Source organism: Halovulum dunhuangense (genome assembly GCF_013093415.1).
Lineage (GTDB): Bacteria > Pseudomonadota > Alphaproteobacteria > Rhodobacterales > Rhodobacteraceae > Halovulum > Halovulum dunhuangense.
This window is the reverse complement of sequence record NZ_JABFBC010000001.1, coordinates 1,511,710-1,531,859: the sequence shown is the minus strand read 5'-3', so window position 1 is coordinate 1,531,859 and position 20,150 is coordinate 1,511,710. Positions and strand designations below refer to the sequence as shown.

The 20,150-nt window shown below is 69.6% G+C and carries 22 protein-coding genes; 12 read left to right on the top strand and 10 right to left on the bottom strand.

Features of this window, described 5'->3' with window-relative positions; all coding sequences use genetic code 11:
- Positions 1-36: 36 nt before the first annotated feature.
- The 4 genes from HMH01_RS07505 to HMH01_RS07490 all read right to left on the bottom strand — a co-directional run bounded on the left by HMH01_RS07505 (position 37) and on the right by HMH01_RS07490 (position 3,887).
- Entirely contained in the window at positions 37-1,086 is a 1,050-nt protein-coding gene (locus HMH01_RS07505) for an ABC transporter ATP-binding protein (RefSeq protein WP_171323911.1), read from the bottom strand.
- Between the two features lie 3 nt (positions 1,087-1,089).
- Complete coding sequence (locus HMH01_RS07500; RefSeq protein ID WP_171323909.1) at positions 1,090-1,872, bottom strand: ABC transporter permease; 783 nt, start codon at positions 1,870-1,872, stop codon at positions 1,090-1,092.
- Positions 1,869-2,702 (bottom strand): ABC transporter permease, encoded by an 834-nt coding sequence (locus HMH01_RS07495; RefSeq protein WP_171323907.1) that lies wholly within the window; start codon positions 2,700-2,702, stop codon positions 1,869-1,871. Before HMH01_RS07495 ends, HMH01_RS07500 begins: the two co-directional genes overlap by 4 nt.
- Before the next feature lie 102 nt (positions 2,703-2,804).
- Positions 2,805-3,887 carry an ABC transporter substrate-binding protein gene (locus HMH01_RS07490; RefSeq protein ID WP_425483584.1) on the bottom strand — a complete coding sequence of 361 codons (1,083 nt, stop codon included), beginning with the start codon at positions 3,885-3,887 and terminating at the stop codon, positions 2,805-2,807.
- Positions 3,888-4,142: 255 nt separating this feature from the next.
- Here HMH01_RS07490 and HMH01_RS07485 point away from each other — a divergent pair, with 255 nt between their 5' ends.
- Together HMH01_RS07485 and HMH01_RS07480 are read left to right on the top strand one after the other, a co-directional pair.
- Positions 4,143-5,006: a DUF6635 family protein gene (locus HMH01_RS07485; RefSeq protein WP_171323903.1), complete on the top strand. Its 864-nt coding sequence runs from the start codon at positions 4,143-4,145 to the stop codon at positions 5,004-5,006.
- Between the two features lie 252 nt (positions 5,007-5,258).
- Positions 5,259-6,308 carry a DUF475 domain-containing protein gene (locus tag HMH01_RS07480; protein WP_216366770.1) on the top strand — a complete coding sequence of 350 codons (1,050 nt, stop codon included), beginning with the start codon at positions 5,259-5,261 and terminating at the stop codon, positions 6,306-6,308.
- 36 nt (positions 6,309-6,344) lie between these two features.
- On the opposite strand, the gene dacB is transcribed toward HMH01_RS07480, so the two are convergent.
- Together dacB and HMH01_RS07470 are read right to left on the bottom strand one after the other, a co-directional pair.
- A complete protein-coding gene (gene dacB / locus HMH01_RS07475) occupies positions 6,345-7,817 on the bottom strand; it encodes a D-alanyl-D-alanine carboxypeptidase/D-alanyl-D-alanine endopeptidase (protein ID WP_171323899.1) in 1,473 nt (490 codons plus the stop codon).
- Positions 7,818-7,884: 67 nt separating this feature from the next.
- Positions 7,885-8,487, bottom strand: a complete 603-nt coding sequence (locus HMH01_RS07470) for a nicotinate-nucleotide adenylyltransferase (RefSeq protein WP_171323898.1) — start codon at positions 8,485-8,487, stop codon at positions 7,885-7,887.
- Positions 8,488-8,637: 150 nt separating this feature from the next.
- On the opposite strand from HMH01_RS07470, the gene ettA reads away from it, so the two are divergent.
- Positions 8,638-10,305: an energy-dependent translational throttle protein EttA gene (ettA, locus tag HMH01_RS07465; RefSeq protein WP_171323897.1), complete on the top strand. Its 1,668-nt coding sequence runs from the start codon at positions 8,638-8,640 to the stop codon at positions 10,303-10,305.
- Between the two features lie 71 nt (positions 10,306-10,376).
- On the opposite strand, the gene HMH01_RS07460 is transcribed toward ettA, so the two are convergent.
- A complete protein-coding gene (locus HMH01_RS07460; RefSeq protein ID WP_171323896.1) occupies positions 10,377-10,937 on the bottom strand; it encodes an REP-associated tyrosine transposase in 561 nt (186 codons plus the stop codon).
- A 339-nt stretch (positions 10,938-11,276) separates the two neighbouring features.
- On the opposite strand from HMH01_RS07460, the gene HMH01_RS07455 reads away from it, so the two are divergent.
- A complete protein-coding gene (locus tag HMH01_RS07455) occupies positions 11,277-11,483 on the top strand; it encodes a cold-shock protein (protein WP_171323895.1) in 207 nt (68 codons plus the stop codon).
- 171 nt (positions 11,484-11,654) lie between these two features.
- On the opposite strand, the gene HMH01_RS07450 is transcribed toward HMH01_RS07455, so the two are convergent.
- Positions 11,655-12,533 (bottom strand): sulfotransferase family protein, encoded by an 879-nt coding sequence (locus HMH01_RS07450; RefSeq protein WP_171323894.1) that lies wholly within the window; start codon positions 12,531-12,533, stop codon positions 11,655-11,657.
- Positions 12,534-12,634: 101 nt separating this feature from the next.
- Here HMH01_RS07450 and xth point away from each other — a divergent pair, with 101 nt between their 5' ends.
- The gene (gene xth, locus HMH01_RS07445) at positions 12,635-13,408 is read left to right on the top strand and encodes an exodeoxyribonuclease III (RefSeq protein WP_171323892.1); all 774 of its coding nucleotides are present in this window, start codon (positions 12,635-12,637) and stop codon (positions 13,406-13,408) included.
- 7 nt (positions 13,409-13,415) lie between these two features.
- Here xth and HMH01_RS07440 read toward each other — a convergent pair whose 3' ends face one another.
- Both HMH01_RS07440 and dksA read right to left on the bottom strand, forming a co-directional pair.
- Positions 13,416-14,594, bottom strand: a complete 1,179-nt coding sequence (locus HMH01_RS07440; protein ID WP_171323891.1) for an FAD-dependent monooxygenase — start codon at positions 14,592-14,594, stop codon at positions 13,416-13,418.
- Positions 14,595-14,616: 22 nt separating this feature from the next.
- Positions 14,617-15,039 (bottom strand): RNA polymerase-binding protein DksA, encoded by a 423-nt coding sequence (dksA, locus tag HMH01_RS07435; RefSeq protein ID WP_171323889.1) that lies wholly within the window; start codon positions 15,037-15,039, stop codon positions 14,617-14,619.
- A 210-nt stretch (positions 15,040-15,249) separates the two neighbouring features.
- Between dksA and HMH01_RS07430 the strand changes: the two genes are divergently transcribed.
- The 7 genes from HMH01_RS07430 to HMH01_RS07400 are packed head-to-tail and all read left to right on the top strand — an operon-like array spanning position 15,250 to position 20,136.
- A complete protein-coding gene (locus tag HMH01_RS07430; protein ID WP_171323887.1) occupies positions 15,250-16,089 on the top strand; it encodes an AAA family ATPase in 840 nt (279 codons plus the stop codon).
- Entirely contained in the window at positions 16,086-16,448 is a 363-nt protein-coding gene (locus HMH01_RS07425) for a GNAT family N-acetyltransferase (RefSeq protein ID WP_171323885.1), read from the top strand. Before HMH01_RS07430 ends, HMH01_RS07425 begins: the two co-directional genes overlap by 4 nt.
- Positions 16,445-17,815: a DUF2927 domain-containing protein gene (locus HMH01_RS07420; protein ID WP_171323883.1), complete on the top strand. Its 1,371-nt coding sequence runs from the start codon at positions 16,445-16,447 to the stop codon at positions 17,813-17,815. Before HMH01_RS07425 ends, HMH01_RS07420 begins: the two co-directional genes overlap by 4 nt.
- 24 nt (positions 17,816-17,839) lie before the next feature.
- On the top strand, positions 17,840-18,010 hold the full coding sequence (locus HMH01_RS07415; protein WP_171323881.1) for a hypothetical protein: 171 nt from the start codon (positions 17,840-17,842) through the stop codon (positions 18,008-18,010).
- Between the two features lie 7 nt (positions 18,011-18,017).
- Positions 18,018-19,202 (top strand): VWA domain-containing protein, encoded by a 1,185-nt coding sequence (locus tag HMH01_RS07410; protein WP_171323879.1) that lies wholly within the window; start codon positions 18,018-18,020, stop codon positions 19,200-19,202.
- Positions 19,199-19,552, top strand: coding sequence for an AsnC family protein (locus HMH01_RS07405; protein ID WP_171323877.1), 354 nt, complete (start codon positions 19,199-19,201; stop codon positions 19,550-19,552). The genes HMH01_RS07410 and HMH01_RS07405 overlap by 4 nt, the downstream gene beginning before the upstream one ends.
- On the top strand, positions 19,549-20,136 hold the full coding sequence (locus HMH01_RS07400; protein ID WP_171323875.1) for a VTT domain-containing protein: 588 nt from the start codon (positions 19,549-19,551) through the stop codon (positions 20,134-20,136). Before HMH01_RS07405 ends, HMH01_RS07400 begins: the two co-directional genes overlap by 4 nt.
- The last annotated feature ends 14 nt before the right edge of the window (positions 20,137-20,150 follow it).

The following is a 20,150-nucleotide window of genomic DNA, read 5'->3' as shown; positions in this document are numbered from 1 at the left end:
CCGTCCTCCCCCGCCGGACCCTATCGCAGGCTGCACTCATAGCAACAGGTTGCGGCTGGAGAAATGCACCGCGCAGGCATCGCCCGGGCGCGGCGGGTGGCGGGTCGTGTCGTTGAACGCATCGAGCTGGACCTGCCCCGAGGCAAGCGCCACCCGGATCCGCACCACCGATCCGAGAAAGCTCACCTCCTCGACCGTGCCGGGCAGCCGCACGTCGCAGCCCTCGCGCGGATCCAGCGACAGCACCTCGGGCCTGAGCGCCACGTCGATCCGCGCGCCCTGCGCGGCCGACACCGCCCGGCCCAGCGCCACCTCCACGCCGGACAGCTCCAGCCGGCCGGCATCCGGGTCCAGCACCCGTGCCCCCAGCGAATTCAGCGTGCCGACGAAGGTGGCGACGAAGCGCGTCGCGGGGCGGTTGTAGATCTCGAACGGCTCGCCCACCTGCTGGGCGATGCCGTCATGCATGACCACGATGCGGTCCGACATCGACAGCGCCTCTTCCTGGTCATGCGTCACATAGATCGTGGTGATCCCCAACTCGCGCTGGATGTTGCGGATCTCGGCCCGAAGCGAGACGCGGATCTTCGCGTCCAGCGCCGACAGCGGCTCGTCCAGCAGCAGCACCTGCGGCCGCACCGCCAGCGCGCGCGCCAGCGCCACGCGCTGCTGCTGGCCGCCCGACAGCTGGCTCGGATACCGCCCGCCCAGATCCGGCAGGCCGATCAGCGCCAGCATCTCGGCCACCCGCGCGTCACGCTCGGGGCGCGGCACGCCCGCCACCCGCAGGCCGAAGCCCACGTTCTGCGCCACCGTCATGTTCGGGAACAGCGCGTAGGACTGGAACACCATCCCGATCTGCCGCTGGTTCGGGCGCAGCTTCACCACGTCCTGCCCGTCGATGCGGATGGACCCCTCGGACGGCGTCTCGAAGCCCGCCACCATGCGCAGGGTCGTCGTCTTGCCGCAGCCCGACGGGCCGAGGAAGGATATGAACTCCCCCTTCTCCACGCTCAGGTTGAAGTCCTTCACGACATGGTTCTTGCCGTAGAATTTCTGAAGCCGCTCCAGTTCGAGAAAGGCCATGTGTCAGCGTTCCGCCCTTGTATGTCGCGTGAACCGGCTCACCAGAGAGATCAGCCCCATGCAGATCCAGGTGATGGCGAAGGCGATCACCGCCAGCGCCGACGGCTCGTAGGCGCGGTTGGCGCCGATGAGTTGCATGAACGGCCCGAAGGCGGGCCGGTTGAGAAGTGCCGCAAGCACGAACTCGCCGATCACGATGGCGAATGTCAGGAACGCGCCCGACATCACCGCCACCAGCACGTTGGGCAGGATCACCCGCGCCAGGATCGTGACCCAGCCCGCGCCCAGGCTCTGCGCGGCCTCGGTCAGGGTGCCGACGTCGATCGTGCGCAGCCCGGTATCGACGGCGCGGTACATGTAGGGCAGCGCAAGGACGACATAGCCGAACAACAGCAGGATGTTGGTGCCCGTCGTGCTGCCCGTCAGCGGCAGGAAGGACGAGGTGTTGTAGAGCCGGATATAGCCGAACACGATCACGATGGGCGGGATCACCAGCGGCAGCAGCGTGATGAACTCGACCACCGGGCGCAGATGCGGCAGGCGCAGCCGCACCCAGTAGGCGGTCGGCACCACCAGCAGGACGCCCACCGCGATGGTCATCAGCGCCATCACCACCGAATAGCCGAATGTGGCGCGGAAATTCTCGTTCGCCAGCACCGAGCGGTAGGCGTCGAAGGTATAGCCCTCGCGCCGCATCGAAAGCGAGAATTCGGCCGTGCCCAGCAGCGGCAGGAAGAAGAACAGGCAGCCCAGCAGGAAGACGGTCCAGGCGATGAAACGGGTCATTTCAGCCACCTCTCGGACCGGGTCCGAAGCACGATATAGACCGTGTTGGCCGCGCCCGTGATCACGATCATGCCCAGCGCCAGCGCATAGCCCAGGCCCGGATTGCCCAGCACGTCGCCCCGGATCTGCGCGAACAGCAGGATCGGCGCCAGGTTCAGCGACGATCCGGTCAGCGCGATGGCCGTCGCCACCGCCCCGAAGGCGTTGGCGAACAAAAGCGCCAGCGTGCCCAGCAGCGACGGGAACAGGATCGGCAGCGCCACCATGCGCCAGTATTGCAGCCCGCTCGCCCCCAGCACGGATGCCGCCTCGCGCCACTCGCGCTTCATCCCCTCCAGCGCCGGGGTGATGATCAGGATCATCAGCGGGATCTGGAAGAACAGGTAGGTGATGATCAGCCCCTGCGCCGACAGCAGGTTGAAGCCCATGGCGCGCAGGTTGATGCCGAACTCGGTGCGCAGCCAGACGGTGATCAGCCCGACGGGGCCCAGCGTCGCGATGAAGGCGAATGCCAGCGGCACGCCCGCGAAGTTCGACGCGACCCCCGAAAAGGTCAGCAGCGGCGAGCGGATCGCGCGCGGCAGCCCGCCGAAGACGATCGCGGCCGCCATGGCGAAGCCGATCGCGCAGCCCAGCATGGCCGAGAAGAACGACACCCGCAGCGACAGCCAGTAGGCGTTGATGATCGAGGCCTGGTTCAGCGCCAGCACGTTGTCGAAGGTGAAGGCGCCATCCGCCGTGCGGAACGCGCCCACCACGACATGCATCGTCGGCAGCAGCAGGAACAGCCCGACGAAGAGCAGGAAGGGCAGCACGCCTAGCCAGCGCATGCAGCCATCCCTCGCTCGGTATTCTGGATCATGGTCCGCCCGATCCCGATGAAGACGTGCCCGGCGCGCAAGGCCCCGGGCACGACAAGTCTGGCGACAGGCTTACTCGACGACGTTCGCGCCGACAACCGCATCCCAGCCCGAGGTGACGGCGGCCGAGTTCGCGTTCACCTGCTCGATGCTGGGGAACACGGCGGCCTCGTAGGCCTCGGCCGGCGGCAGCGCGTCCAGCAGATCCTGCGGGACCTTGTCGTTGGCGACCAGGTCGTTGAAGCGGATCGGGTGGCAGTACCCCGCAAGCCAGCCCAGCTGACCCTCGTCGGAATAAAGATACTCCATCCACAGCTTCGCGGCGTTGGGCTGCGGCGCATAGGCGCTGATCGCCTGAACGTAGACGCCGGCCAGAACCGCATCGGAGGGCACCGTCACCTCGGCCGCCGGGTTGCCCTCGAAGCCGTCGCGCCAGCTGAGCGCGTTGTAGTCCCAGGCGATCACGATGGGCGTGGTGCCCTGCGCCAGCGTGCCCGCGCGCGCGGTCACGGGAACGAAGTTGCCGGCCTCGTTCAGCTCCTTGAAGAACTGAAGCCCCGCCTCGGCCGAGGCAGTCCCGGGCTCTGCGCCGCGCGCCATGCCGGCGGCCATCACCGCCAGGATCGCCTGGTTCGAGGTGCGCGGATCACCCGCAAGCGCCACCATGCCGGCATATTCCGGCTTCAGCAGATCCTCGAACGAGGTCGGCACGTTGTCCACGATGTCGGTGTTCACGAGGAACGACATCACCCCGTAATAGTCGCCATACCAGTGGCCGTCGGCTTCCTTCGCCTCGTCGGGGATCGTGTCCCAGGTCGCGACCTTGTAGGGCTGGAGCAGCCCCTCCGCCTGCGCCGCCGGGCCGAAGGACAGGCCGATATCCAGCACGTCGGGCGCCTGCGGGCCCTTGTTGTCCTTGTTGGCGCGCACCGCTTCCAGTTCGTCGGCCGAGCCCGCGTCGGGGTTCAGCTCGTTGATGGTCAGGAAGGGATACTTCTCCTTGAAGCCGGCGATCACGTCGCCATAGCCGCACCAGCTGTGCGGCAGCGCGATGGTCGTCAGCATCCCCTCGGCACGGGCGCCCTCGATCAGGGCATCCATGTCCTGGGCCGCGGCGCCCTGCGCGGCGAACACCGCGAGCGAGGCCGTCGCCATCAATTTGTTGAGCGTTCTCAAAGACATCTCTTTTCCTCGGCATCTCGGCGCACGGCGCCGCAACTGAAACGGGGCCGCGCCCCCGGGGGCCGGCCGCCACCGCAATAAGGCGCGATTTTTCGCCCTCAGGCAACAACGGCCTCTCGCGCCTTCGTGAATTTTTCAAGACGGCCCGCAGCCGCCCCTCTTGCCGGAAGGGGGCACTACCTACATTCTGGTCGACCCTTCGAACCCAACCCCGGTGATCCCCCGGCGATGACACGACCCGCCCCCTTCCAGGACGAGGATGCGCTGCGCGCCTGGCTGGACGCATGCCGCGCCCGGATCCAGCCCTTCGCCCGCCGCCACCTGTCGCTGGCGGGCTCGGCGCGGCTGCACCGCGCGGCGCTGGGCTGGGACGTGGTGCGCGCGCCGGTCAACCTGCTGCTGTCGCCCCTTCTGGTGATCTGCCGGCTTGCGGGCCACGCCCTGCGCGCGTTGGGCCTGCGCCGCGCGGGCGGCTGGCTGGTCACGCGCAACTTCCTCTTGCGCACCGACGTGGCCCGCAGGCTGGAAATCGACATCCGCCGCGAGGTGCTGCAACTGCGCGCAGCCCCCCTGCGCCCCACCGACCCGCTCGAGACATGGCTCGCCACCGCGCTCAGGGAATATTCCGGCAGCCGCGCGGCGGTCGCGGAAATGACCGTCGCGCTGGTGGCCCTGTCGGTGGGCGGCGCGGTGTTCCACGCGCTCACCCCCGGCATGGTCTCGCTCGGGCCCAACCTCGCCGATGCCATGGCGCTCGAAGAGGCGATCCAGGGCTTCCCCCTTGGCAATACCGCGGGCGCCGTCTGGTACACCACCTTCCCCCCCGAGGCGGGGCTGCCGCGCACGGCGCTGGTCACGCTCGGCATGGTTGCCTTCGGCGCCATGGCCACCGCCTTCGCGGGGATCCTCGCCGATCCGCTCCAGACCCGGTTGGGCCTGCACCAGCGCCGCCTTCACCGGCTGATCGACGGGCTCGAGGATACGCTCCTGCGCGACGGGCGCAGCGCGTTCCGCTCGAACGAGCATTACATGGCGCGCCTTCTCGACATGATCGACGCAAGCCTCGGCGTCGCCCGGGGGCTTGGCGGCTGACGCGCGGGTAAAGCCCGGGGCTTGCAACCGCGACAATTCTGCGCATATGCAGGGGCTGCGCCAATGCCGCGCGAACCCTGGTGACCGGGCCCCTCTGGCGAGTGACAGGCGGCTGTCTCGCGATGTCGGCACCTGAGCGGAACAGCCGCCTGAACGAGACAACGACATGCTCCGGGATCCCCTGACGCTGCGCGCCGCGTGCCGCCGCCCCGACCCCATTCCGACACGGGGGGCCGCGCGATGAGCCGCGAGATGCTCCACCATTTCCGCTGGGCCTTCATCGTCACGGCCCTGGGCCTCGCGCTTGGCGCGGTGCTCGGCTGGCGCATGACCGGCACCGTATCGGGCACCGCCACCGTCTTCTTCATCTGCACCGTGCTGGCGATCCTCGAGATCTCGCTCTCCTTCGACAACGCCATCGTCAACGCCAACAAGCTCAAGGACATGACGCCCGAGTGGCAGCAGCGCTTCCTGACCTGGGGCATCCTGATCGCCGTCTTCGGCATGCGCATCGTGTTCCCGCTGGCCATCGTGGCGATCGCCGCGAATATCGGCCCGATCGCCGCCATGAGCCTCGCCTGGACCGAGCCGCAGGAATATTCGCGCATCATGCACGACGCGCATCTGCCCATCGCGGCCTTCGGCGGCACCTTCCTGATGATGGTCGGCCTTACCTACTTCTTCAACGAAGAGAAGGACGTGCACTGGGTCGGCTGGATCGAGGCGCACATGGCCCGCTTCGCCACCATCCGCGGCGTCGAGATCGCCTTCGTCCTGCTGCTGATCCTCGGCTTCTCGCGCGTGATCGGCGGACCCGAGGGCGTGCTGTTCTTCAAGTCCGCCATCTACGGCCTGCTGACCTTCCTTCTGGTCGAGGTGCTGGGCGGCCTGCTCGACAGCTCGCAGAAGATGCTCGAAGGCGCGGCCAAGGGCGGGCTTGGCGCCTTCCTCTATCTCGAGGTGCTCGACGCGTCCTTTTCCTTCGACGGGGTGATCGGGGCCTTCGCGCTGACGCAGAACCTGTTCATCATCGCCATCGGGCTTGGCATCGGGGCGATGTATGTGCGTTCCATGACCATCGCGCTGGTCCGCCAGGGCACGCTCCAGCAGTACCGCTACCTGGAACACGGCGCCTTCTACGCCATCCTGATCCTGTCGGTGATCATGTACACCCAAAGCCTGGTGCATATCCCCGAGGTGATCACCGGCCTGGGCGGCGTCACGCTGATCGGCCTGTCGCTCTGGTCCTCGGTGCGCTGGAACCGCGCCAATGGCAACGCCGAGGCGCACCAGCACGCCTGAGCCCGCCCCCTGCCCCGCCGGGTCCGCCCGGCGGGGTCAGACGTAAAGCTGCGCCCAGCGCCGCAACAGCGCATCCTCCTGCCGCCGCGCCCGCCCGATCCAGGCCCGGCTGCCGCGCGGCTGCTCGATCCGCGGATCGCTCGCCGCCCGCGCCGCCATGTCGGCCCCCAGGATCGCGAAGGCCAGCCTGGGCGCCCCGCCCGCGGGGCCGATATAGCCCGCAAGCCCGCGGGTGAAGTTCAGCGTCCCGGTCTTGGCCGTGATCTGCACCCCGCGCACCGGCTCGCGCGATCCCTCCGCCACGCTGACGGGATGGTCCCTCAGCAACCCCGGCAGCGGACCCCGCGCCGCGCGCGCCAGCATCTCGACCAGCTCCGCCGGGCTTGCCCGCGTCTCGTCGGTCAGCCCCGAATGGTTCACGAAGCGCCCGTCCCCCAAGCCTTGCGTGCGCCGCAGCCAGCCCGTCATCGCATCGGCCGACTGCGCGATGCTGCCCGGCTGCCCGCCGCTCTGCTGATGGGCGCGCAGGCCCACCACCTCGGCCGTCAGGTTGGTGGAATAGCGCAGCATGGACCGCAGCATCGGGGCCAGCTCCGCGCTCTCGGCCGTGCCCAGCACCCGCAGGCCGCCCGGCAAGGTCCGCGCCACGTTCACCGCCGGCAGCCGCACCCCCTTCTGCGCCGCCAGCACCGCAAACACCTCGGCCACATAAAGCCCCGGCATCCGCACCGGCAGCCAGCGCGACCCGCCGCCCCCCAGCGCGCCGCGCGCCACCGACCACACGTCGCGCCCGCCCTCCAGCCGATGCTCGAACACCGGCGAGGACCGTTCCGCGATCCGGATCTCGGCCATCCGGACCGGCGGATCGAACCGCTCGCCCCGCGCCGTCATCGCCACCCAGTAGCCGCCCGCGTCCGGCTTCCACTCGAAATACACCCGGTTGAAATTCAGGTTCGTCCCGGAAATCGCCGGGTTGTAGCCCGCATGCGGCGGCTGAAGCGGGTCGATATGCGCGTGATAGGGCAAGGCCCCGTCCACCACGAAGGCCCGCCCCGCGACGCTTTTCACCCCCGCCTGCACCAGCTGCTCGGCCAGCCCCGCCAGCCCGTCGGTATCCAGGTGCGGGTCGCCGCCCCCCACCAGGTAGAGATCGCCCTCCAGCCGCCCGCCCGCCACCGGCCCGCTGGCCAGCAGCAGCGTGCGGAACCGGTAGCCCGCCCCCAGCGCATCCAGCGCGTAAAGCGCGGTCGCCGCCTTGCTGACCGATGCCGGCGGCAGCGCCGCCTCGGGCCGGTGCGCCTCGATCAGCCGCCCCGTCGCCAGGTCGCGCAGCGCAAACGCGCTGACCCCCGCCAGGCCGCTTTCGGCCAGGATCGCCTGCGGACCCGGCGGCGCGCCCAGGCCCTCGGGCCGCGGAAAGGGCCGGATCGCCCGGTCCACCCGCGCCTCGGCCGCCAGCGGCAGCGATGCGGCAAGCCCGGCCAGAAGCGCGCGTCGGGATAGGGTCATGGAAAGCCTCGCTCCTTGCGTCCCCCGCCGCCGACTATGCCGCCCCGGGGCCCGCCCGGCAACCGCCTCAGCGCCGCCAGCGCCCCTGGGCCCGCAGCGCCGTCGAGGAAAGCGCCACCATCGCCCCCGGCAGCATCACCCAGACGGGCGGCGCCATGCCTGCCAGCCGCCCCGCCTCCTCTGCCGCCAGCCGGTCGCGCGCATGGATCCGGGCCGACGGCGACAGCCCCGCCGCGATCTGCCAGCCGGGCCGCGGCGTCACCGCCACCGGCACCCGCGCCATGATCTCGCGCCAGCGCACCCAGGCGTGGAACCCGGCCATGTTGTCCGCCCCCATCAGCCACACGAAGCGCACCCCGGGATAGCGCGCCTGCACCGCCGCGATCGTGTCGGCCGTGTAGCGCGTGCCAAGCCGCGCCTCGATGTCCGTGACCTCGATCCTGGGGTGCGCCACCAGCGCCCGGCAGGCCGCCATCCGCCGCGCCAGGGCCGCCGGCGCGTCCGGCTTCAGCGGGTTGCCGGGGCTCACCAGCCACCACACCCGGTCAAGCCCCAGCCGCGCCAGCGCCTGGCGCGAGATGTGGACATGCCCCGCATGCGGCGGATCGAACGACCCGCCCAGCAGCCCGATCCGCATGCCCGCGCCCGCCCGTGGATAGCCCTGCCGCACGCCCTGCCCCCGTTTTCACCGCCGCCCAAGAACCCAGCCCCGCGGTCCTTGTCAATCCCGCGCGCGCCCCGCTGCCATTGCCCCCGGCGCGGGGACTGTCTAGATACACGGAAACCCCTAAAGATTCCCGCCCCGAAAGGACCAGGAAGCATGGCCAAGTACCAGTATGTCTATCACATGGACGGCGTCTCGAAGACCTATCCGGGCGGCAAGAAATGCTTCGAGAACATCCGCCTCAACTTCCTTCCCGGCGTGAAGATCGGCGTCGTCGGCGTCAACGGCGCGGGCAAGTCGACGCTCATGCGGATCATGGCCGGCATCGACAAGGACTACACCGGCGAGGCCTGGTGCGCCGAGGGGGCGCGCGTGGGCTACCTGCCGCAGGAGCCGCAGCTGGACGAGGGCAAGACCGTCCGCGACAACGTCATGGAAGGCGTGGCCGCCAAGAAGAAGCTGCTCGACGACTACAACGACATCGCCATGAAGGTGGCCGAGGATTACTCGGACGAGCTGATGGAGCAGATGACCGCGCTCCAGGACCAGATCGACGCGCAGAACCTGTGGGATCTGGACAGCCAGATCGACGTCGCGATGGAAGCCCTGCGCTGCCCGCCCGACGACGCCATGCCCGCCACGCTGTCGGGCGGCGAAAAGCGCCGGGTCGCGCTCTGCAAGCTCCTGCTCGAGGCGCCCGAGATGCTGCTCCTGGACGAGCCGACCAACCATCTCGACGCGGAAACCATCGCCTGGCTGCAAAAGCACCTGATCGAGTACAAGGGCACGATCCTGATCGTGACCCACGACCGCTATTTCCTCGACGACATCACCGGCTGGATCCTGGAACTGGATCGCGGCCGCGGCATCCCCTACGAGGGCAATTATTCCAGCTGGCTGGAACAGAAGGCCAAGCGCCTGGAACAGGAAGCGCGCGAGGACAAGACCCGGCAGAAGACGCTGGAGCGGGAACTCGAATGGATCCGCGCCGGCGCCAAGGCGCGCCAGGCCAAGCAGAAGGCGCGCATCAACGCCTATAACGAACTGGCCAACCAGTCCGAGCGCGAGCGCGTGGGCCGCGCCCAGATCGTGATCCCGAACGGCCCGCGCCTGGGCGGCAAGGTGATCGAGGTGACGGACCTCGACAAGGGCTATGGCGACCGCCTGCTGATCGAGGGGCTCAGCTTCGCCCTGCCGCCCGGCGGCATCGTCGGCGTGATCGGCCCGAACGGCGCCGGCAAGTCCACCCTCTTCCGCATGCTCACCGGGCAGGAAAAGCCCGACGCCGGCACCATCGAATTCGGCGACACGGTGAAGCTCAGCTATGTGGACCAGTCCCGCGACGCGCTCGACGCGAACAAGACCGTGTGGGAGGAAATCTCCGACGGGCTCGACGTGATCAAGCTGGGCGACGCCGAGATGAACAGCCGCGCCTATGTGGGCGCCTTCAACTTCAAGGGCGGCGACCAGCAGAAGAAGGTCAGCCTCCTGTCGGGCGGCGAGCGCAACCGCGTCCACATGGCGAAACTGCTGCGCGCGGGCGGCAACGTGCTGCTGCTGGACGAGCCGACCAACGATCTCGACGTCGAAACCCTCCGCGCGCTGGAAGACGCGCTGGCCGACTTCGCCGGCTGCGCCGTCATCATCTCCCACGACCGCTTCTTCCTCGACCGCCTCTGCACCCACATCCTGGCCTTCGAGGGCGAAGGCCATGTCGAATGGTTCGAAGGCAACTTCGAGGATTACGAGGCCGACAAGATCCGCCGCCTCGGCCCGGATGCGGTGGAGCCAAAGCGCATCAAGTACAAGAAGTTCGCGCGGTAAAAGACGTAGACCGGGCCTCGGCCCGGTCTTTTTCCCGGGCTGAAGCCCGGTCTACGGATCCCCGGCGGCGATCACCGATATCTCCCCGCGGCCATATCCCGATGCACCGAAGAGAACGGCCAGTCCTCGGGCCGTTCCACCAACCCGTGCCTGACCGGATTGGCCCAGCAATACCGGACATGCCCGACAAGATCCGCCTTGTCCCGGATGTGATGCTCCCAGAACCGCCGCTGCCAGATCGCGCATTCGCGCTTGCCGACCCGTAGACCGGGCTTCAGCCCGGCATACCGCCCCGACCGCACGACCGGAAACTCCGTCGGGAGGAAGGGCGCACCGGCACCCGGCCCACGCGCCGCGTCCCTCTCGCGAAGGCTGCGGGAGAAATGCGCCTTGATCGCGCCCCAGCGGACCCCGTACTCCGCATCCCCCTCGGGCAGGGTCCAGACGCAATGCAGGTGGTCGGGCAGCACCACCCAGGCGTGTATGCCGAACGGTCGCCGCGCGCGCACCCGGCGCACGGCGTCGCGCAGCACCTCCACCTCCCGCGTCAGCAGGTCCGATCCGCGCTCCGCCAGTGCCACGGTGAAGAACACCGTCGCACCCGGGCGCCTTGGGCGGCGATAGGGTGGCATGGCGCGACCCTGCCGCGGAACCCTTGCGAAACCATGAAGCGCCCCTCGCGTCGGGCAAGGTGCCATACGCCTGCCATACACTTTCCATACGCTTTCCAGACACATGGCAGATGCCCGCCGGCCCCTTGGGCCGCAAATCGTGCCACGCGGATGAAAAATAAATCCGGCCGTTTTCCCGAATTGCCTTGCATATCGGCGCTGATAAGCCCATGTACCCGGTGCAACGTTATTTCTCTATCGACCAGCTGTCTCCCTAACCGGCCTCAGTCATTCGATCTTGTTCTGACAGATGCCGGGCTGCCGCATTTCGTGGGCAGCAACAATTAAGGAGACATCACGATGGCCAATGGCACCGTGAAATGGTTCAACGCAACCAAAGGCTTCGGCTTCATCCAGCCCGATGGCGGCTCGAAGGACGTGTTCGTCCACATCTCCGCGCTGGAACGCGCCGGGATCAGCCACCTCGATGACGGCCAGAAGGTCACCTTCGACCTCGAGTCGGGCCGCGACGGACGCCAGTCCGCGGCGAACCTCGAACTCGCCTGACCGTTGCTCCGGGCGGCCCCCAGGGGCCAGCCCGACACGGCTTCGGACCGCTGGGTCCGCTTGTGGATACCCCCGCTTTGCCGGGGGTATTTTCGTTTGGGGACAAGGGCCTGGCGGATCACCCCCGCGATCCCACACCCTGTCATCCCCGCGTAGGCGGGGATCCCCCCCCTACGCATCGGCGCGATCCGTGGGCGTCGTCAGGCACGCCATCTCGCGCGCGATCTGTTCCTGGAGTGCCGGCGGCAGCACCCGCGGAAACCGCTCGGGGTCGAGCGGCGCATAGCCCAGTTCCGCCGCCACCGCCCAGTCGATCCGCGCATTGACCCGCGCCACCGTCTCCCGCGTCAGCCGCGCCTGCCAGAGCCGGTCGCGGTAATAGCGCTGCAACAGCGGCAGCCCGTCCTCTCCGGGCTTGGTGTTGTCCTGCCGCGGCGCAAGATGCTCCGCCTCGATGCCGATCTGCGCCAGCGCCGCCGTGGCCGCCCCGCCCGGATCCCGCACGAAATCCTCGAACCGCAGGATCGCGCAGGGCAGCCCCCTCGCCTTGGCCTCGGCCCGGCATGCAAGGCTTGCCGCGGCCTTCAGCGCCCAGAGATCGACCGGAGAGGCCAGCACCGGCGCCAGCCCCTCGCGCCGTTCGGTCATCCAGGGCCGTGCGGCGAATTCCTCGAGCGAACGCTCGTTCGGCCCCTTCAGGTGATAGGGCCGGCGGGCCAGCCCGATCAGCCAGGAATAGGGATCGCGCACCAGGATCAGCACCCGCACCCCCGCCGCGACCATCGCCGGCGTCAGCCGGGGGGCGGCGTGCTTCCAGGGGTCATGGGCCGCGCGCAGCGCCGCCTGCTCGTCGCGCAGCGCGTGCAGGTAAAGCCGCTTCCACGCCCCCTTCATCCGCGTCTCGATCGCCGCCTCGACCGCGGCATCCCCGGGCACCGGCGTCCCGCTCTCGACGCGAAACCGCAGCCCCGGCACCTGGCGCAGCATCTGCTGAAGCGCCCGCGTGCCGGTGTTGCGTTCCCCGAAGATCTTGACGATTGTTCCGGACATCCTGCCCCCGCGTTTCAGCGCGCAGCCTGGACGCGGGCCGATTAACATTGGATTAATCGCGCGCCTTTGCTAGCAAGCCGGCATCAGCAAGGGTGAGCCGCATGAAGATAGCCTCGTTCAACATCAACGGCGTGAAGGCGCGGCTGGGGGCGCTGACCGACTGGCTCTCGGAGGCACGGCCCGACGTGGTCGTCCTGCAGGAGATCAAGTCCCAGGACGAGGGATTCCCGCGCGAGCCGATCGAGGATCTGGGCTACCGGGTCGAGACCCACGGCCAGAAGGGCTTCAACGGCGTGGCGATCCTGTCGCGCCTGCCGCTCGAGGATGTCCGCCACGGCCTGCCCGGAGACGACAGCGACGCGCAGGCCCGCTGGATCGAGGCGCTGGTGGACGGAAAGCTGCGGCTCTGCGGGCTCTATCTGCCCAACGGCAATCCCGCGCCGGGGCCGAAATACGACTACAAGCTGGCCTGGATGGAACGCCTCAAGACCCGCGCCGAGGCGCTGCTGGCCGAAGAGATCCCGGCGATAATGGCGGGCGACTACAACGTGATCCCCCAGGCCGAGGACGCCGCCAACCCCAAGGACTGGCTCACGGACGCGCTGTTCCTGCCCGAGACGCGCGCCGCCTTTCGCCGGATCGTCAACCTGGGCTTCACGGATGCGATCCGCACCCTCCACCGCGAGCCGGGCGTCTACACCTTCTGGGACTACCAGGCGCGGTCGTGGGAACGGAACAACGGTATCCGCATCGACCACCTGCTGCTGACCCCGCAGGCCGCCGACCGGATGGTGACCGCCGGCACCGACGCCGAGGTGCGCGGCCGCGAGAAGCCCTCGGACCACGTCCCGGTCTGGGTGGAACTGGATCTGTGAGGCGCCGTCAGTCCGGCGCCTCCCACCCGTAAAGCCAGTCGAAGCGGCCCAGCAGCCCGCCGGGCGCCAGCCGCGCGGCGAGGCTCAGCCCCGTATCGCGCGCCAGCCGCAGCGCGGGCGGGCGCAGGTGATAGACGCGGGCGTTGCGCAGGCTGGCGGCCTGCACCCGAGTCGTGCGCGGCTTGCGCGCAGCCTCGTAGGCGGCCAGGGCTGCGGGTATGTCCCCGATGCGTGCAAGGCGGTCGGCCAGCACCCAGGCATCCTCGATCGCCATGGTCGCGCCCTGCGCGAGAAAGGGCAGCATCGGGTGGCAGGCATCGCCCAGCAGCGCCACGCGGCCATCCTGCCAGCGCGGCAGGGGGGGATGGGCGAAAAGCCCCCAGAGCAGCACCTCCCGTGCCGCCCGCAGCAGGGCGGTGACGCGCGGATCCCAGCCCGCGAAGGCGCGCCAAAGATCGGCGGGATCGGCGCTTGTGTTCCACCCCTCCCCGGTCCAGCTATTCCGTTCTTCTACTGCGACCACGTTCCACAGGCGGCCGCCGCGCAGGCCATAGATCACCACATGGCGACCAGGCCCCAGGCAGAGCCACGTCACCCCGGGCGGCGGCCCCTCGGCGGCACCGGCGGGGACCAGCGCGCGCCAGGCCACCTGCCCGGTGAAGCGCGGCGCCGCATCCGGCACCAGCCGCGCGCGAAAGCCAGAGCGCACGCCATCGGCGGCGATCACCGCATCGGCCTCGGGCGGGGTTGCCGGGTCCAGCGTCTCGCCAAGGCTGATCCGGACCCCCGCGGCCAGCGCCGCATCGGTCAGCACCCCCAGAAGGTCGGCGCGGTGCATCTGCGCCATCGGCGCGCCGTAGCGGGCCTGCGCCGTGGCACCGAAGGGAATGCCGGCGATCCGTCGCCCCGTCAGCCCGCAGCGCATCTCGACCCGCTCGGGCAGCGTGGCCGCGGCCCGGACCTGCGCGCCCAGCCCCAGCCGGTCCAGCAGCTTCAGCCCGTTCGGCCCGATCTGAAGCCCCGCGCCCACCTCGCCCAGGCCTGGGGCGCGTTCGTGGACGACCACATCCGCGCCGCGCCTGGCCAGGCACACTGCCGCCGCCATGCCGCCGATGCCGCCGCCGGCGACCGCGATGCGTCGGCCGGACAACGAAACGGGGCCCTCGGGCCCCGTCTGCGGTTCCATCTCTTTCATCGGGCGGCCGCGCTCAGTCGTCGCGATGCACCTTTTCGCGCCGCTCGTGGCGTTCCTGCGCCTCAAGGCTCAGGGTCGCGATCGGGCGCGCGTCCAGCCGCTTGAGCGAGATCGGCTCGCCGGTCTCCTCGCAGTAGCCATAGCTGCCATCCTCGATCCGGCGCAGGGCGGCGTCGATCTTGGCCACCACCTTGCGCTGCCGGTCGCGGGTGCGCAGTTCCAGCGCGCGGTCGGTTTCCTCGGACGCGCGGTCGGCGATGTCGGGAATGTTGCGGGTGCCTTCCTGCATGCCCTCGATGGTGCCGCGGCTGTCGGTCAGGATCGCCGCTTTCCAGGCCAGCAGCTTCGCCTTGAAGTAGGCCAGTTGCCGCTCGTTCATGAAAGGCTCGTCCTCGGCCGGACGATAGTCGGAGTCGAAATTGGTTTCGGCTTTCATATCGGTGCGCAACCCCTGGTTCTTGCATGCGTCGCCGCGCCGAAGGGGTAGGGCGCGATTCCGCACCGCTGCTCTCTCTATGGCGCTGGGGTGTAGCCGGAAACGGCACGAATGTCGATAAATAAACCCTGATCACGGGGCTGGAATTCCCCGCGCCTTCCCGGCAGGCTTCGGAAAACCGGGGACCACGCCCCAAACCGCGGAGAAGGCATGAGATTCGCATCGACCGAGCGTTACGTCGCCACGCCCGAGCTTGCCGTCGCGGTGAACGCCGCGATCACGCTGGAACGCCCCCTGCTGGTCAAGGGAGAGCCGGGCACCGGCAAGACCGAGCTTGCCCGCGAGGTGGCCACGGCGCTGGGCATGCCGCTGATCGAATGGACGGTGAAATCCACCACCCGCGCGGCGCAGGGGCTGTACGAATACGACGCCGTCGCACGCCTGCGCGACAGCCAGCTGGGCGACCCGCGGGTGGGCGATGTCGCGCACTACATCCGCCGCGGCAAGCTGTGGGAGGCCTTTGCCGCCGACACCCGCCAGGTGCTGCTGATCGACGAGATCGACAAGGCCGACATCGAGTTCCCGAACGACCTGCTTCAGGAACTCGACCGCATGGAATTCCACGTCTACGAAACCGGCGAGACGGTGCGCGCCCGCCACCGCCCCGTGGTCATCATCACCTCGAACAACGAGAAGGAGTTGCCCGACGCCTTCCTGCGGCGCTGCTTCTTCCACTACATCCGCTTTCCCGACGCCGACACGCTGGCCGCCATCGTCGCGGTGCACTTCCCGGGGCTCAAGCCCGCGCTTCTGACCGCCGCGCTGGAACGCTTCTTCGAGATCCGCGAGACGCCGGGCCTGAAGAAGAAGCCCTCCACATCCGAGATGCTCGACTGGCTGAAGCTGCTGCTGGCCGAGGATCTCGCCCCCGAGGATCTGCGCCGCAGCCCGCGCGAGGCGCTGCCCAAGCTGCATGGCGCGCTGCTGAAGAACGAGCAGGACGTGCAGCTCTTCGAGCGGCTGGCCTTCATGGCGCGACGCCAGGGATGAGCGACCTGCACATCCGCCCGCCCGCGCCCGACCACGCGCCCGACTGGCGCAGGCTCTGGCGCGGCTGCCTCGCCTTCCACCGCACCCAGGTGCCCGGGCAGGTCTGCGCCACCACCCTCGCCCGGCTCCTGTCAGGGGCGAAAGGCGCGTTCCGGGGCCGGATCGCGCGCCGCGGTGACGCGGCGGTGGGTCTTGTCCAGTTCCTGTTCCACCGGCATTGTTGGCGCATGGAGAACGTCGTCTACCCGCAGGATCTCTATGTCGCGCCCCGCGCGCGCGGCATTGGCCTGGGCCGCGCGCTCTGCGGCCGGGTGGCCCGGCTGACCCCCTTCCTCAAGTACCAGAGGCCCGCGCAATGATCCGCAGACTGCTGGCCCTTGGCGCGATCCTGGCGCTTGCGGGCTGCGAGCCGCCCAGCGACAGCCCCAGCCGGGCGGTTGCAACCGCGCCCGTCGTCACCTCGGTCGCCTTCGGCCCCGGCACGATGCCGCGCGGGGTGCCGCGTTCCAACATCGCGCTGGCCGAGGATTTCCTCGACCTGACCTTCGCGCTCGAACGCGGCGAGCGGCTGCGCGGGCTCCTGCGCTACGAGGGGCCGGTCCGGGTCTACATGCGCCCCGGCGGGCTGTCGGCCTATGCCGATGACCTGGACAACCTGCTCGACCGGCTCCGCAAGGAGGCGGGGATCGACATTGCCCGGGTCGCCGATCCCGGCGCCGCCCAGATCCATGTCGACGGCGTGACGCTTCAGCAGTTGCAGACCGTCGACCCCGGCGCCGCCTGCTTCCTCGTCCCCGGCGAGACCGACTGGGAAGGCTTCCGCCGCAAGTCGCCCCGCAACCGGCTGCGCTGGTCCCAGCAGACCACGCTGAACCAGATCGCGATCTTCATTCCGGTGGACACCTTCCCGCAGGACGTGCGCGACTGCCTGCACGAGGAACTGGCCCAGGCGCTGGGACCGGCGAACGACCTCTACCGGCTGCCCGACACGGTGTTCAACGACGACAACTACCACTCGATCCTGACCCGGTTCGACATGCTGATGCTGCGCGCGCTCTACGACCCGGACCTGCGCTCGGGCATGCCGCGAGAGGCGGTCGCGGCGCGCATCATCAGGATCCTCGACCGCATCAACCCCGGCGGCACCGGCCGCGGCAGCCTGCCGCGCGCGCCCGCCTCGGCCGAGTGGAAGTCCCAGATCGAAACCGCGCTGACCCGCCGCAGCGGCCCGGACGCGCGCATCCGCGCGGCCGAACGCGCGGTCAGCATCGCGCGCGCCATGCAGCCGCCCGATCACCGGCTGGGCGTGGCGCTTGTCACCCGCGGCCGGCTGACCCGCGACACCGCCCCCGCCGCGGCCGCCGCCGACTTCATCGAGGCGCACAGGCTTCTGCGCGCCCAGCTTGGCACGGACGACATCCGCACCGCGCAGGCGGCACTCCATGTGGCGCTGGTCTCGCTCGAGGGGCGCGACTACGACAGCGCAGAGCGGCTGGCCGATCAGGCGATCCCGGTCGCGCGGCGCGGCCAGAACGCGGTGCTGCTGTCCAGCCTGCTGGCGGTCAAGGGCGCGGCGCTGACCGCCCTGGGCGAGAGTGACGCGGCCCGCGTGGCGCAACTGGACCATCTGCGCTGGGCCCGCTATGCCTATGGCGACGGCAACGGCAGCCGGGCGCGGGCACAGGCCGCGCTCGAAGGGCTGGTTTCCGGTGTCGATCCGTCCTGACGCAACCTGACCCGAAAGTGCCCCATGCTTCCCGTGATCGCCTTCTTCCTCGGTTTCGCCTTCGGCTGGCTGCGCGCCACGAAACGCGGGGGGAACCGGCTGGACAAGCTGCAATACGGCGCCGCCCACGGCATCGGCTTCGCCATCGCGGGCGTGGCGCTGGGCATCCTGATCGCCCGCATGGGGCAGGTCTGAGGCGGCCGTGTACGCGGGGTTCCTCGCCGCACTTCGTGCCGAGGGGATCCCCGTCAGCCTGCGTGAATATCTCGACTTTCTTCAGGCGCTGTCCGCCGATCTGGTGACATTCGAGCCCGAGGGCTTCTACCATCTCGCCCGCCTCAGCATGGTCAAGGACGAGCGCCATCTCGACCGCTTCGACCGCGCCTTCGCCCGCGTCTTCGACGGGCTCGAGGATGTCGGCGTCGAGGCGCTGCTGAAGGCCGCCGACCTGCCCGAGGACTGGCTGCGCAAGCTGGCCGAGCGCCACCTGACCCCCGAGGAACGCGCCGCGGTCGACGGGCTGGGCAGCTTCGAGGCGCTGATGGAAACGCTGAAAAAGCGCCTCGAGGAACAGAAGGGCCGGCACCAGGGCGGCTCGAAATGGATCGGCACCGCGGGCACCTCGCCTTTCGGCGCCTACGGCTACAACCCGGAAGGCATCCGCATCGGGCAGGACGAAAGCCGCCACCGCCGCGCGGTCAAGGTCTGGGACCGCCGCGCGTTCCGCGACCTCGACGACGGGGTAGAGCTGGGCACCCGCAACCTGAAGATCGCACTCCGCCGCCTGCGCCGCTGGGTGCGCGAGGGGGCGGCGGAGGAACTCGACCTCGACGGCACGATCCGCGCGACCGCGCACCAGGGCTGGCTCGACGTGAAGACCCGCCCCGAACGGCGCAACGCGGTGAAGCTCTTGCTCTTTCTCGACGTGGGCGGCTCGATGGACCCGCATGTGCGCATGGTGGAGGAACTCTTTTCCGCCGCCCGCGCCGAGTTCCGCCATCTGGAGCATTTCTATTTCCACAACTGCGTCTACGAAGGCGTCTGGCGCGACAATCGCCGGCGCTGGGACGCACAGACGCCCACCGCCGAGATCCTGCGCACCTATGCCGCGGACTGGCGCTGCATCTTCGTGGGCGACGCCGCGATGAGCCCCTACGAGCTGATCCATCCCGGCGGCGCGAACGAGCACTACAACACCGAACCCGGCCAGGTCTGGCTCAACCGGCTGCGGGCGCAGTGGCCCGCCAGCGTCTGGATCAACCCCCTGCCCCGCCAGTCCTGGGACCACACGCAAAGCGTCGGCATGGTCGCCGACATCTTCGAGGGGCGGATGTTTCCCATGACGCTTCAGGGCATCGGGCGCGCGGTGGGGGCGCTCAGGCGATGAACGCGATGCTGCGCAAGGCCTGGCGCCACCACCGGCTGCTGCTGCTGGCCTTCGGACTGGCGCTGGCGCTCAGCCTGTCCTTTTCGGCCCGGGTGGTCATGAGCTGGTTCTACTTCGCCGCCAACCGCGACGCCGAGGTGACCAGCTGGATGACCGTCGGCTATGTCGCCCGCTCGCACCAGGTCCCGCGCGAGGCGCTTTTCGACGCGCTGGAGGGGGATCTGGCCCTGACCCCGGGCGCGCGGGAAACCGTGGCCGAGATCGCCTGGCGCACCGGCCTGACCGAGCAACAGGTGATCGCGCGCATCGATGCCGCGCTGGCGGACCTGAAGCAAAGCGGGCAGCCGTGAGCGAGGAGCTTCTCGAACTCGTGCCCGATCTCGGGCCGCCGCTTCTTGCGCTTGTCGTGGCGCTGGCCGCGCTGGGCCTGCCCCTGCCGGCCACGCTGGCGCTGGTGATGTCGGGCGCGCTGGCCGCAGCGGGCGAGATGGACCTTGCCGCGGTGCTGGCGGCGGCCTTTCTGGGCGCCGTCGCGGGGGACCATGCCGGCTATGCGCTGGGCCGCCTCTCGCGCGGGTCGCTCCGCCGCTGGCTGACCGCCAACCGCCGCCGGGCCGAAGGCCTGCGCCGGGCCGAGGCGGCGGTGCAGCGCCACGGCATGGCGGCGGTGTTCCTCAGCCGCTGGCTTCTCGCGCCCCTGGGGCCGCCCACCAACATCGCCGCCGGCGCCGCGGCCCTGCCGCTCGCCCGCTTCACCGCCGCCGACCTGGCCGGCGAGGTGGTCTGGGTCGGCCTCTATGCCGGCCTTGGCTACGCCTTCTCGGGCAGCATCGCGGGCCTCGTCACCCTTGCCGGCGACCTGGTCTGGCTTGCCTTCAGCCTTGGCGCCGCCATGTGGCTGGGCGCCCGCCTGCTGACCGCGCTGCGGCGCTGAGCCGCTTGCCCGAA